The following is a 12,829-nucleotide window of genomic DNA, read 5'->3' on the forward strand; positions in this document are numbered from 1 at the left end:
GGCGCCGGGCGTTCAGCGCGCGTGCAGCGGCAGCGCGATGCGCCGGCGCGCCGGCGCGGCCTCGAGCGAGACGAGCTCGCCGAGGAGGTGGTGCGGCCCCGCGCCGGTGACGCGCGCCCGCCCGTAGCGGCCGGGCACGAGCTCCTCGGGGGCGGGGGCGAGGTGGAGGAGCTTGCCGTGCGCGGTGCGCCCGGACCAGATCGTCGCGTCGCGCTTCGAGCGGCCCTCGACGACGATCTCCTCGATCTCGCCGACGCGCCGCTCGTGGGCGGCGAGGCAGGCCCGGTCGACGACGGCCTTCAGGCGGCCGAAGCGCTCGGCGATCACCTCCTCGGGGAGCATCTGCTCGGTGAGCAGGGCGGCGCGCGTGCCCGGGCGGGGCGAGTAGATGAAGGTGTAGGCGCTGTCGTAGGAGGCCTCGGCGACGACCGCGAGAGTGTCCTCGAAGTCGGCCTCGCGCTCGCCGGGGAAGCCGACGATGACGTCGGTCGAGACCGCGAGACCAGGCAGCGCGCGCCGCGCCGCGGCGAGGCGCGCGAGGTAGCGCTCGGCGGTGTAACCGCGGCGCATCGCCGCCAGCACCGTGTCGCTCCCGGACTGCAGCGGCAGGTGGAGCTGGGGGCAGACGGCCGCGGTCTCGGCCATCGCGGCGATCGTCTCGGTGCGCAGGTCCTTCGGGTGCGGGCTCGTGAAGCGGACCCGCCGGATGCCCCCGATCGCCCCGACGGCGCGCAGCAGGTCGGCGAAGAGCGGGCGCACGCGCTGCTCCCCCGCGGCGTAGGCCTCACCGCAGCGGCGCGCCACGAGGTCGGGGTCCGCTTCGTGGCGGTGGGCGAGGGTGAGGTCACGACCGTAGGAGTTCACGTTCTGCCCGAGGAGCGTGACCTCGCTCGTGCCCGAGCGCGCGAGGGCCGCGATCTCCTCGACGAGCTCCCCGAAGGGGCGGCTCTGCTCGGGGCCGCGCACCTGCGGCACGATGCAGAAGGCGCAGGAGTTGTCGCAGCCGACCTGGATCGTCACCCAGGCGGCGTGCGGCAGGTCGGGGCGCACCGCGAGCGCGGAGGCGAAGGCGTCCTCGTCGCTCGCTGGGGCCTCGAGGATCTCGACCACCGGTCGGCCGCTTCGGCGCGCCTCGGCGAGCAGCGCCGGGGCGCGTGCCACGTTGTGGGTCCCGAAGACCGCGTCCACGTGCGGGGCCCGCTCGAGGATCGCCTCGCGGTCCTTCTGCGCGAGGCAACCACCGACCGCGATCTGCAGCTGCGGCTTGTCGAGGGCGAGGTGGCGGAGCCGTTCGAGGTTGCCGTAGAGCTTGTTGTCGGCGTTCTCGCGGATGCAGCAGGTGTTGAGCACGACGACGTCGGCCTCGTCGAGGACCTCGGTGCGCTCGAGGCCGTCGGCGACGAGGTCGGCGGCGATGCGCTCGGAGTCGTGCTCGTTCATCTGGCAGCCGAACGTGCGCACCAGGAATTTCCGCGCCATGACGAGAGGTTACGCCTCACCTGCCACCGCCCCAGGGGGGCGGTAAGGTCGCCACCATGCTGGTCGGCGCAGACGTCAGCACCGCGGGCGGCCTGCCGAGCGGCATCGTCCGCGGCGAGGCGATGCGCGCCGAGGTGATCCAGATCCGTTGCCTCTCCTCGCGGGCCTGGCACGGCCCCCGCCCGAGCCCTGAGGTGATGGAGGCCTACCGGGCCGCCCAGGAGGCCTCGAAGGTCGTCTCGGCCACCTTCTGCCACGCCCCCTACCTCATCAACCTCGCGACCGGCGACGAGGAGCTCGCCGGCAAGTCCTACGAGAACCTCGTCGACAACCTCGTGGTGGCGAGCAGCATCGGCTCGTCGGGGGTCGTGCTGCACGTCGGCAGCCACCTCGGCCGCGGCACCGATGCCGTGCTCGAGCAGCTCGGCAGGACCGTCGTCGCCGCCCTCGACGACGCCGCGAAGGCCCTCGGGGCGCCGAGCTGTGACCTCCTCCTCGAGAACACCGCCGGCGGTGGCGGGACGATCGGCCGCAGCTTCGAGGAGCTCGGCGCGGTCCTCGATTCGGCGGCCGGCGACGAGCGCCTCGGGGTCTGCCTCGACACCCAGCACCTCTTCGCGTCGGGGGTCGCCTACAACAACCCCGGCGAGGCCGAGGCGGTGATCGCCGAGATCGCCGCGACCATCGGCCTCGCCCGCCTGCGCTGCATCCACCTGAACGACTCCAAGGTCGAGTTCGCCTCCAACCGCGACCGCCACGAGAACCTCGGGGCGGGGCTCATCGGCAAGGCGGCGCTCGGCCTGCTCTGCTCGCACCCCGCGATCGCCGAGGTGCCGGTGATCCTCGAGGTCCCCGGCGACGGCAGCGGGCCGCGCAAGGAGGACGTCGCAGCGGCGAAGAAGATGATCGCCGCCGGCCGCCGGCGACGGGCGACGGCCGCCTGAGCGGGGCGCCGCGCGGCGTGTCGGCCTATTCGGCGGCTTCCGCGATCGCCTCGGAGAGCGCGGGGTGGACGAAGAGGCTCTCGGCGACGTCGTCGACGCCGAGGTGGGCGATCACGGCGATCGCGACCACGCTGATCAGCTCGGCGGCGTGCGCCCCGACGATCGAGCCACCGAGCACGACGCCGGTCGCGGGGTCCGAGAGGAGCTTCACAAAGCCGCGGGGGTCGCCGTCGATCATCGCCTTCGCGTTCACCGCGAAGGGGACCTTGGTGACGCGGATCTTCTGGCCGAGGGCGAACGCCTCCGCCTCGGCGAGGCCGACGTCGGCGATCTCGGGCTCGGTGAAGATCGCCGAGGCGGCCTTGTCGTAGTCGAGGTGGCGGTGGTCGCGGGTGTGCAGGCCGACGACGTGCTCGGCGATCTTGCGCCCCTGCATCGCAGCGACCGAGGCGAGCTGCAGCCGCCCCGACACGTCACCGGCGGCGTAGACGTGCGGGACGTTGGACTGGCAGTGCTGGTTGATCGGGATGTAGCCGTTCTCGCTCACCGTGACGCCGGCCGCCTCGAGGCCGATGCCCGCCGAGGCCGGGACCGAACCGATGGCGAGCAGCATGTGGCTGCCGGAGATCGTGCGGCCGTCCGCACAGGTCACCCCGACGCCGTCCTCCTTCACGATCACCCCGGTCGCCCGCGCCCCCTTCACGAGCGTCACGCCGCGCTCCAAGAAGTTCGTCTCGAGCGCCGCGGCCACCTCGGGGTCCTTCATCGGCAGCACCTGCTGGCGCGAGACGATGAGCGTGACCTCGGAGCCGAGCGAGCGGAACATGTGGACGAACTCGACGCCGGTCACCCCCGAGCCGACCACGACGAGGTGCTCGGGGATCGTCGCCGGGGGATAGGCCTGGCGGGTCACGAGCACCCGCTCGCCGTCGACGTCGGCCCAGTCCGGGACGCGGGGGTACGAGCCCGTGGCGACGAGGATCGCCTCGGCCTCGACCTCCTCGGAAGGTGAGCCGTCCGCGGCGGTGATCTCGACGGTGTGCGCCCCGACGATGCGGGCGCTGCCGCGCGCGAGGCGGACGCCCTGGCTCTCGAGCTGGCGGGTCGTCGAGGCCGAGAGGCGCTCGGTGATCCCGCGCACGCGGCCGCGCAGCGCCTCGAGGTCCGGCGCGGCGCCGTCGAGGCGGATGCCGAGGTTCTCCGAGCGGCGCATCAGCGCGAGCGCGCCCCCGGTGGCGATCATCGCCTTGGAGGGGATGCAGTCCCAGAGGTTGGCCGCGCCCCCGATGACGTCCCGTTCGACGAGCGTCACCGCGGCACCGAGGCGAGAGGCCGTCGCCGCCGCCTCGACCCCCGCGGGGCCGCCGCCGATGATCACCAAGCGGACGGCCACGGCGAAAAGCTACTTGCACGGCGCGGCGGGCCGCGCGGGACCGGCGGGGCCCAGCTGCTCCTGGCAGGCTGTCCCGGTGGAGCGCTTCGACGTCGTGATCGTCGGCGCGGGTTCGGCGGGCTGTGTCCTTGCCAACCGGCTCTCCGCCGACGGCGACCGCCGGGTGCTGCTCCTCGAGGCCGGGGCACGCGACCTCCACCCGGCGATCCGCGTCCCGGCGGCCTTCCCCACCCTCTACGACGGCCGCCTCGACTGGGGCTTTCGCACCGAGCCGCAACCCTCGCTCGGCGAGCGGCGCGTCTTCTGGCCGCGGGGGAAGGTCCTCGGGGGCTCCTCGTCGTTGAACGCGATGATGTGGGTGCGCGGCTTCGCGAGCGACTACGCCCGCTGGGAGGAGGCGGCCGGGCCGGCCTGGGGCTACGAGGCGCTGCTCGCCTGTTTCCAGGCCGCCGAGGGCGCCGGCGAGGGGGTCGGCGGCAGCCACGGGCGGTCCGGGCCGCTCCCCGTGAGCGAGCAGCGCGACCCGCACCCCCTCACCCGCGCCTTCCTCGCCGCCGCGGCGGCCAACGGCCTCGTCGAGAACCGCGACCGCAACGGCGGGGCCGACGAGGGAGTCGCCCTCGCCCTCGTCAACCAGCAAAAAGGCGCACGCGTCAGCGCGGCGCGCGCCTACCTCGCCCCGGCGAGGGCGCGGCGGAACCTCACCGTGCGCACCGGCGCAGAGGTGGCGGCGCTCACCATCGGGCGCGGGCGGGTCACCGGCCTCAGCTACCGCCGCCGTCGCCGCCGCCACGAGGTCTCGGCCGGCGAGGTCGTGCTCGCCGCGGGGGCGATCGGCTCACCGCGCCTCCTCCTCTCTTCGGGGGTGGGGCCGCCCGCAGAGCTCGAGCGCCTCGGCCTCGAGGTGCGCGTCGGCGCGCCCGAAGTGGGGAAGAACCTCGCCGACCACCTGACGGCCGGCGTCGCCCTCGCCGCGCCGGGGGCGCGCACCCTGGCGCGGGCGCGGCGCCCCGGGCCCCTCCTCCGCTACCTCGCGCGCCGCGAAGGCCTCCTCAGCTCCAACGTCGCCGAGGCCTACGGCTACCTGCGGAGCGACCCGCACCTCGCGGAGTGCGACCTCGAGCTGCTGTTCATCCCCGCGGCCTTCGTGAACGAGGGGCTCACGCTCCCGACGCGGGACGGCGCCACCGTCGCCGCGGTGCTCCTCCAGCCGGAGAGCCGCGGCGAGGTCCGCCTTTCCTCGGCCGACCCCTTCGCGGCGCCGGTGATCGACCCCCGCTACCTCTCGGACCCCGCCGGCCGCGACCGCGCCACGCTCACGGCGGGGGTGCGCGCCTGCATCGAGATCGCCGGCACCGCCCCCCTCGCCGGGGCGCTCGGCGAGATGATCGTCCCCGCCGGGCCCCTCTCCCCCGCCCTCGCCGAAGCCGCCGTCACCGGCTTCTCGCAGACGCTCTACCACCCGGTCGGCACCTGCCGGATGGGCCGCGACCGGGGCGCCGTCGTCGACCCCGCGCTCGCCGTCGTCGGCCTCGAGGGCTGTTTCGTCGCCGACGCCTCGGTGATGCCGACGATCACCCACGGCCACACCCACGCGCCGACCGTCGCCATCGCCGAGCACGCCGCGGCGCTGCTCCTCGCGCGCTGAGGCGGGTTGCGGGGCGCTGGCGGGGCGGCAAGCATCACGGGCCATGGTCAGCCCGATCGGAGTCCACGAGGCCAAGGTGGGCAGCCAGCACCTGTCGCTGCCGCTGATGCCGATCTCCGCGGAGCTGGCGATCGCACTGCTCATCACCGTCGACCACGGCGTCGCCTTCGCCGAGCGGGCGGGGGCGGAGATCGCCGAGCGCCTCGCGCCCTTCGAGCCGGAGATCGTCGCCTCGGTGGCGACGATGGGCATCCCGATCGCCATCGAGGTGAGTCGCGCGCTCGGCCTCGACGACTACCTGATCCTGCAGAAGACGCCGAAGATCCACCTCTCCGACGCGGTCTCCGAGCCGGTGCGCTCGATCACCACCGACACCAACCAGCGCCTGCTCTTCGACCGCGAGCGGCTCGGTGCGGTGGTCGGCCGGCGCGTCGCACTGGTCGACGACGTGGTCTCGACGGGGGCCTCGCTGCGCGCCGCGCTCACGCTGCTGCGCCGTGTCGGCGCGGAGCCGGTCGCGATCGGCACCCTCCTCACCGAGGCCGGGGTCTGGCGGGGCGCGCTCGGAGCCGACGCCCTCCTCGTGCACGCCCTCGGCGCCGTCCCGCTGTTCCGCCGCGACCGCGACGGTGCCCTGTGCGAGGACTGGCAGGGTGACGACAGCGATCTCGGGGCCGCCGCCTCCTCCTGAGCGCGCGGCGCAGGATTCACCTCGCGTCCAAACCCCGGCAGTGCGGCGGTCACGGCGGGTTCACCTGCGGTCCGTACCGTGAGAGGAGATGAGCGCGACCGAGCCGATGAGCCCGCGCACCACCGACCTCGCCGAAATGCTCTGCGAGGAGGCCTTCCTCGCCCGCCGCCTGCCGCTCGCCGGCCCCTTCAACGTGCGCGACGTCGGCGGCTACCCCACCTCCGGCGGCGCGACCGTCGCCTGGGGGCGGCTGCTGCGCGGTGACGCCGTGCACCTCGTCGACGACAAGGGGTGCAAGGCGCTCGCCGACCTCGGCCTGCGGACCTCGCTCGACCTGCGCGAGCCCGACGAGCGGGTCGCTGCACCGGACCGCCTGCGCCCTGAGGTGCGGCGGGTGATGGTCCCCTTTTCAGCTACTGCCCGCCGGGCGCCCCCGCGGAGGCCTTCTCCCCGATCGACCGCCGCCTCGTCACCTCCCTCGAGGAGACCTACCGCCTCCTCGTGCACGAGCGCGCGCCGGTGCTCGTCGCCGCGCTCCGCGAGCTGCTCGCGCCGAGGGCGCTCCCCGCCCTCGTCCACTGCACGCTCGGCATGGACCGCACCGGCGTCCTCGTCGCCCTCGTGCTCGGGGCGCTCGGCGTCCCCGACGAGGTGATCGCCGCCGACTAGGCGGCGACCGGGCTCTTCCTCGCCGAGGAGTTCCGCCTCGGGGTGCAGCAGCGCAACGACGCCACCGGCGGGTCACCGAGCCGGTTGGCGGCGATCCTCCGCTGCGAGCCGGAGCTCATCCTCGCGGTGCTTGACGAGATCGCGAGCCGCTACGGAGGGGTCGTCGGCTACCTCGCCGGGCACGGCTTCGGCGAGGCCGAGGTGGGGGCGCTGCGTGCCGCGCTGCTCGTCGAGAGGCCGACCCTCGCCTGTTGAGACGGCCCCCCGGCCACCGCCGCCGCGGGCGATCAGCGAGCCGCCGCGAAGGCGCGAGGCGCGCTCCCGCTGGAGCCGCGCCGCCGAGGCGGGCCGGGGCCGCACGGCCCTTCGACGTCACAACGTCCCGAGCGGCTCCACCTGGCGCTCGGCCTCCCGGTGGACCCCCTTGCGGGCGAGCACGTAGTAGACGAGGCCGGCGACGACGACGCTGAAGAAGATGCTGAAGTCGGGGTAGACCCCGATCTTGTCGGCGCCGATCCAGCGCGAGATCTGGCCGACGAAGAAGAGCTGGGAGACCGACTCGATGGCGACGAAGATCCCGAGCGCCTGGGCGATGATCGCCGGCCAGTGGATCCCGCCCGAGCGCCAGTACAGCGAGCCGGGGCCGGTCCGCTGCAGCTCGACGGGGTCGTGGCGGAAGCGACGGAGCAGCCAGTCGACGAGGTAGATCGCCATCCACGGCGCGATCCAGCAGATGACGCCGGTGACGAAGTCCTTCAAGAGGTTGAAGAACGACGAGCTGAAGATGGCGTAGAAGGTGATCCCACAGGCGATCGCCGTGTCGATGACGACGGCCTGCCAACGGCGCACCCTGACCCCCACGGCCTGCAGCGTGACGCCCGAGGAGTAGAGGTCGAGGCTGTTGATCGCGAACAGCTGGAAGAGCGAGACGACGAGGAAGGGGACGACGAACCACGTCGAGACCACAGGCTTCGCGCCGATGAACGCGGCGAAGGGGTTCTGGTTCGTCGCGATCCCCGACGCGTAGGTGCCGACCGCCACGCCGAGCAGCATCACGAGGATCTCGGGGACCGCGGTGCCGAGCGTCACCCAACCGACGATCGCCTTCCTCGAGGCGTTGCGCGGCAGGTAGCGCGAGTAGTCGTTCCCGTTCTCGGTCCAACCGAGGCCGGAGAGCGCGATCGTGAACGCCAGCCCGACCATCACGAGCTGCCAGCTACCGCCGTGGCTGTAGCTGGCGACGTGCACCTTGCTGAGCGTGAGGCCGGCGAGCAGCGCGAACAGCACGAAGAACGGCAGGATGAGGGCGCGCAGCGTCTTCACGACGGTGGCGTGGCCGAACAGCGGCAGCAGCAGCTGGATGCCGACCGCGGCGAGGATGAAGATCACCTTCGCGGGCGTCCCGGGGAGGAATCCCGCCTTGTGGGCGAGCACCTCCGCGGCGAACACCACGAGGATCAGCCCCTCGGTCTCGAAGCCGACCTGCGTCGCCCAGTTGAACAGCGAGATCACCCGCGAGCCGTTCTGCCCGAAGCTCGCCCGGTTGATCATCATCGTCGTCGTACCGGCGTCCGGCCCCTGCAGGCTGGTGAGACCGAGGAGGACGAACGAGAGGTTGCCGACGATCGTGATCCAGACCGCCTGGGTGAAGCTGAGGCCGAAGGTCATGAGGATGACGCCGTAGACGAAGTACTCGATCTGGAAGCTCGCGCCCGCCCACATCCCGAACAGGTCGCGTGGCTTGGCCCAGCGTTCGGCCTCCGGGATGAAGTCGATGCCGTGCTGTTCGACCTTGAAGGCTCTGTCCGAGCCCGTTGTCGCAGCCTGCCGCTCCTCAGTGACGGTCATCGCAACCCCCTCGCCCCGGTCACCGCCGGGGCAGTTTCACCACCTCGGCAGCTCCGAGCCTGGCTTCCTGTGCGCGCGCTGTCAACGATTGCGGCGATCAATCCTTGGTCGCCACCTGGTTCGGGACGACGTTCATCTTCGGGACGTAACGCTCTGGCTCGTTCGCGGCGGCCCCCGCGACGCCGGCGATGGAGCCGAGCGCGCCGCGGCACGCGACGCAGGGACCGTAGAAGCGCTCGCTCACCTCGCCGCCGCAGCGGGGGCAGGTAAAGGCGATCGGTTCGGCGAGGTCGGCCACCCGCGGAGCGTACCGCCGGGCACCTCCGCGGGCGGGGATCCCGGCGCGCCGACCAGCGGGCCGTCATCGGTTCGTAACGGTTAATGGGTTGCTCACACTCGGCTCGGTGTGGCCTCACATCTCGCGGGCATGGTGATCACACGGCCTCGGAGACGAGGCCACAAGACAAGGAGGAGTACCGCAAAAGGATCCGGGGGGGACGTCCGGCCGCCACGCCACGACCCCTCCCGTAACCGCCCTCGGCTCCTCGCCAGTACCGAGGGCGGACAAGGCCTGCACACGGGGTAGGGGGAATCCCGCCGGGCAGGCCGCGTCGAGCCGCCGGAGGCTTTTGCCTCCGGCGGTTCCGCGTCCGGGGGCGGTGCCCGCAGTGCCCTTGCGCGCTGTGCCTTTGCGTGAGGCAGTCGATAATTATGTAATCTCGTAATCATGAGAAAAGGACAGGGCGGGCCGCAGGGTGAGTGGAAGCTGAACTTCGAGCGCCGGGGGCGGCCGGCGACGACACCGGAAGACCGCGAGGGGATCCGCGGCTGGCTCATCGGCTCGCTCGTCGACGGCTGGTTCGAAGGTGACGTCGAGGTGATCGTCGACGACTACGAGATCCTCGTCGTCGGCACGCTCTCCAACGTGGAGCTGCCGGCGGGCGACGTCGGGGCACGCGCCGTCGCCGAGACGGCGCGTATCGAGCGCTTCCGCAACGACACCCGCGAGCGGCGCATCACCATCGCCGAGGGTGCCGAGTCCCGCTTCGGCCGCAAGGTGGCCTGGGGCGCGACCGTCGGCGAGACGACGCGTCTGTTCACCACGACGAGCGTGCCGGTGATGACCCGCCTGCATCTTCGCCAGCGCCAGACGCTCGACACCCTCGTCGACTCGGGAGTGGCGCGCAGCCGCAGCGAGGCGCTCGCGTGGTGTGTGGAGCTCGTCGGGCGCAACGAGACCGCGTGGATCAGCCGCCTGCGCGAGGCGCTCGACGCCGTCGAGCGCGCCCGCGGCGAGGGACCGGGGAGCACACCGGACTGAGGCCGTACATCCGCCGGCGGCACTGAGCCGGCCGGCTCAGTGCGCGAGCGTCAGCCGCGCTTCATGAGGAAGCGGCGCTCGCCCTCGCTCCCCTGCACCGTGTCGAGGTCGACGACGAGCGCCTTGCCGAGGCGCTCGGGGTCCTTCTCCTGCTCGCGCGCGGGGCTGTTGTCGAACACGACCCGGCGCGTCTCCTCGTCGCCCTGCACACGAGCCCGCCCGGAGAAGATGTAGGTCGTGCGGTTCGGCGAGTCCCGGTAGAGCAGCGTCACGCGCGGGTGGCGCTCGATGTTGGAGAGGATCCCGCCCGTGGGCTCGCGGATCCAGATCGCCAGCTGATCCGGTGAGAAGGCCTGCGTCGTCCCACGGAAAGAGAGGTGCGGCTGGCCCTCGTCGTCGACGTAGGCGACCACGATCGGCTTGCCGTTCTCGAAGGCGCCGTTCACGTTGCTCACCATCTCGTCACTCAGGACGAGCTTCTCGGCCTCTGCCATGCTGCCTCCCTGCGATCGGCGCCGCAGCCAACCGTTGCGCGTGCAAAGGGTAGCCCGGGGGACGAGAACGGCGGGCCGGCTCCTCCGGCCCGCCATCCAGCTCCGGTGTTGGGGGGCCCTCGGCCCCGGTGGCTCCTTCCTTCCGAGCCGCCGACCGTGCAACCCGCATCGTCCTGGGCCGGGAGCGGGGAGGTGGCGGGGAAGGCGGAGCGGCGTCGTGGCCGCAACCCCCCCGGTCATCAGCCGGGCGGACCCGACTCCTCAGTTGAGCCAATCGTCTGCACGATGACCCTCCTTCGTAACCGGGATCGCACTCCCGTTGTTTCCATCGTCGTCCTCGGCCCCGCGGGTGTCAACGAGCCTGAGCAGGCGATGTGCCGCGGGCCCGCCCCGGGTGCCGCGCGAGCCCGAGGCCCTACGCTCTCCCGTGGCGGGACGAGGAAGGGAACGATCGTGATCATCGGAGTCGGGCTCGACGGACGCCTCTCACTGAAGCTTCCCGAGATGCGGGAGGCGGCCCGGCAGGCTGCGTCGATGGGCTTCGAGTCGGCCTGGACCCCCGCCGGGGGCGTGCCGGACTCCTTCCACCTCTGTGACCAGTGGTCCCTCGCCACCGAGGAGGTGCTCGGCCACCCCCTGCGCACGGGCATCAGCGTCGTCCCCGCGCCGCGGAGCTGGAACCCGTTGTCGCTCGCCGCGCAGGCGGCCACCCTCGGCGTCGTCTCGGGGAACCGCTTCGTGCTCGGCATCGGCACAGGCGGCGCCGGCGCGAGCTACTGGAACAACGCCGGCCTCCCCGACCGCCCGATCGCGGTGATGCGCGACTACCTGCAGGTGCTGCGGCGCCTGCTCGCCGGCGAGACCGTCTCCTACGACGGCCCCGCGCTGCACGTCGATCAGTACGCGCTCGGCGGGGAGCGCGTGGACGTCCCCGTCTTCCTCGCCGCGCTCGGCCCGCAGATGCTGCGTCTGGCGGGCGAGGCCGCCGACGGCGCCTGCCTCAACTGGGCCTCGCCCGAGCAGATCGCGTGGAGCCGGGAGCGCCTCGGCGAGGGTGCGGCCAAAGCCGGCCGGGACGCCTCCTCGCTCGTGCTCTCGATGTACATCCGGGTGTGCGTCGACGAGAACGTGGAGGCGGCCCGGCGCGCCTTCGCGACGCAGGTGCTCGGCTACGCGCTCGTGCGCCAGGGCGGCGACACCACGCTCGCCTATCGCGGCCACTTCGGAAGGATGGGCTTCGACGAGGCGCTGCGCGAGCTCGAGGCACGTCGCGACGCGGGGGAGTCCATCGAGCAGCTCTGCGACTCGGTCCCCGAGGAGCTGCTCACCGAGGTCGGCTACTACGGGAGCGCCTCGGGCGCGGCGGCCCGCTTCGCCGCCCTCTCCTCCGGCCTCGACGAGACGATCGTCCGGGTGGTCACCGCCACGAAGACGCTCGACGCCACGCTCTACGCGATGGACGCCCTCACGCCCGACAAGATCCGCGCGGCCGCGGCGTAGCCGGGGTACGGCGATGCGGATCGGCATCCTCCACCCGGGCGAGATGGGGGCCGGGATCGGCGGGGCGCTCGCCGAGGCGGGCCACGACGTCTTCTGGGCCTCGGAGGGGCGTAGCGCGGCAACGAGCGGGCGCGCCGCCGACGAGGGGCTCATCGACCTCGGCTCGGTCGTCGCCGTCGTCGCCGCGGCGGAGGTGATCTTCTCGGTCTGCCCGCCGCACGCTGCGGTCGACGTGGCCAACGAGGTCGCCGGCTTCGACGGCCTCTACCTCGACGCCAACGCGATCGCGCCCGCGACCGCAGCCGAGGTCGCGTACGTGATCGAGTCCGCCGGCGGCAACTACCTGGACGGAGGGATCGTCGGCGCCCCGCCCAAGCCTGGGCGACCGACCAAGCTCTACCTCTCTGGCGCGGCGGCGGAGGAGCTCGCGAGCGCCCTCGAGGGCGCGAACCTCGACTGCCGGGTGCTGTCGGCGCGGCCCGGCGATGCCTCCGCGCTGAAGGCGGCCTACGCAGCGTGGACCAAGGGCACCTCCGCCCTCATCCTCTCGGTGCGGAGCCTCGCCCGCTCCTTCGGGATCGAGGAGGCGCTCGTCACCGAGTGGGCGGACTCCCAACCCGGACTCGACGCCCGCGCTTCGGCCGCCGCCCAGCAGGCCGCGACCAAGGGGTGGCGCTGGATCGGGGAGATGGAGGAGATCGCGAAGACCTTCGAGGCAGTCGGCCTGCCCGGTGGGTTCCACCACGCCGCTGCGGAGATCTATCGGCGCTGCCGACACGACGACACCGCCACCAGCCTCGACGAGGTCCTCGGCGACCTCTCCCAGCCGGAGCCTTCCTAAC

11 protein-coding genes and 1 pseudogene are annotated in these 12,829 nt (G+C 72.8%); 7 read left to right on the forward strand and 5 right to left on the reverse strand.

The window, feature by feature from the left end; genetic code table 11:
- Window positions 1-12: 12 nt before the first annotated feature.
- The gene (locus tag VNF07_08830) at window positions 13-1,479 is read right to left on the reverse strand and encodes a MiaB/RimO family radical SAM methylthiotransferase (GenBank protein HVB06329.1); all 1,467 of its coding nucleotides are present in this window, start codon (window positions 1,477-1,479) and stop codon (window positions 13-15) included.
- 56 nt (window positions 1,480-1,535) lie between these two features.
- On the opposite strand from VNF07_08830, the gene VNF07_08835 reads away from it, so the two are divergent.
- Window positions 1,536-2,423, forward strand: coding sequence for a deoxyribonuclease IV (locus VNF07_08835; protein ID HVB06330.1), 888 nt, complete (start codon window positions 1,536-1,538; stop codon window positions 2,421-2,423).
- Between the two features lie 25 nt (window positions 2,424-2,448).
- Here the strand turns inward: VNF07_08835 and VNF07_08840 are convergent, their stop codons facing one another.
- On the reverse strand, window positions 2,449-3,816 hold the full coding sequence (locus tag VNF07_08840; GenBank protein ID HVB06331.1) for an FAD-dependent oxidoreductase: 1,368 nt from the start codon (window positions 3,814-3,816) through the stop codon (window positions 2,449-2,451).
- 76 nt (window positions 3,817-3,892) lie between these two features.
- On the opposite strand from VNF07_08840, the gene VNF07_08845 reads away from it, so the two are divergent.
- The 3 genes and pseudogenes from VNF07_08845 to VNF07_08855 all read left to right on the forward strand — a co-directional run bounded on the left by VNF07_08845 (window position 3,893) and on the right by VNF07_08855 (window position 7,079).
- A complete protein-coding gene (locus tag VNF07_08845; GenBank protein HVB06332.1) occupies window positions 3,893-5,464 on the forward strand; it encodes a GMC family oxidoreductase N-terminal domain-containing protein in 1,572 nt (523 codons plus the stop codon).
- Between the two features lie 43 nt (window positions 5,465-5,507).
- Window positions 5,508-6,155 (forward strand): phosphoribosyltransferase family protein, encoded by a 648-nt coding sequence (locus VNF07_08850; GenBank protein HVB06333.1) that lies wholly within the window; start codon window positions 5,508-5,510, stop codon window positions 6,153-6,155.
- A gap of 453 nt (window positions 6,156-6,608) precedes the next feature.
- A pseudogene (locus tag VNF07_08855) lies at window positions 6,609-7,079 on the forward strand (tyrosine-protein phosphatase).
- Window positions 7,080-7,196: 117 nt separating this feature from the next.
- Here VNF07_08855 and VNF07_08860 read toward each other — a convergent pair.
- Together VNF07_08860 and VNF07_08865 are read right to left on the reverse strand one after the other, a co-directional pair.
- Window positions 7,197-8,672: a cytosine permease gene (locus tag VNF07_08860; protein HVB06334.1), complete on the reverse strand. Its 1,476-nt coding sequence runs from the start codon at window positions 8,670-8,672 to the stop codon at window positions 7,197-7,199.
- A gap of 97 nt (window positions 8,673-8,769) precedes the next feature.
- Window positions 8,770-8,970, reverse strand: coding sequence for a hypothetical protein (locus tag VNF07_08865; GenBank protein HVB06335.1), 201 nt, complete (start codon window positions 8,968-8,970; stop codon window positions 8,770-8,772).
- A 429-nt stretch (window positions 8,971-9,399) separates the two neighbouring features.
- Between VNF07_08865 and VNF07_08870 the strand changes: the two genes are divergently transcribed.
- Window positions 9,400-9,993, forward strand: a complete 594-nt coding sequence (locus VNF07_08870; GenBank protein ID HVB06336.1) for a hypothetical protein — start codon at window positions 9,400-9,402, stop codon at window positions 9,991-9,993.
- Between the two features lie 50 nt (window positions 9,994-10,043).
- Here VNF07_08870 and VNF07_08875 read toward each other — a convergent pair whose 3' ends face one another.
- Window positions 10,044-10,487: a pyridoxamine 5'-phosphate oxidase family protein gene (locus VNF07_08875; protein ID HVB06337.1), complete on the reverse strand. Its 444-nt coding sequence runs from the start codon at window positions 10,485-10,487 to the stop codon at window positions 10,044-10,046.
- A gap of 453 nt (window positions 10,488-10,940) precedes the next feature.
- Here VNF07_08875 and VNF07_08880 point away from each other — a divergent pair, with 453 nt between their 5' ends.
- The gene (locus VNF07_08880; GenBank protein ID HVB06338.1) at window positions 10,941-11,987 is read left to right on the forward strand and encodes an LLM class flavin-dependent oxidoreductase; all 1,047 of its coding nucleotides are present in this window, start codon (window positions 10,941-10,943) and stop codon (window positions 11,985-11,987) included.
- Window positions 11,988-12,000: 13 nt separating this feature from the next.
- Window positions 12,001-12,828 carry a DUF1932 domain-containing protein gene (locus tag VNF07_08885; protein ID HVB06339.1) on the forward strand — a complete coding sequence of 276 codons (828 nt, stop codon included), beginning with the start codon at window positions 12,001-12,003 and terminating at the stop codon, window positions 12,826-12,828.
- The last annotated feature ends 1 nt before the right edge of the window (window position 12,829 follow it).

The sequence above is a fragment of the Acidimicrobiales bacterium genome, assembly GCA_035533595.1.
Lineage (GTDB): Bacteria > Actinomycetota > Acidimicrobiia > Acidimicrobiales > Bog-793 > DATLTN01.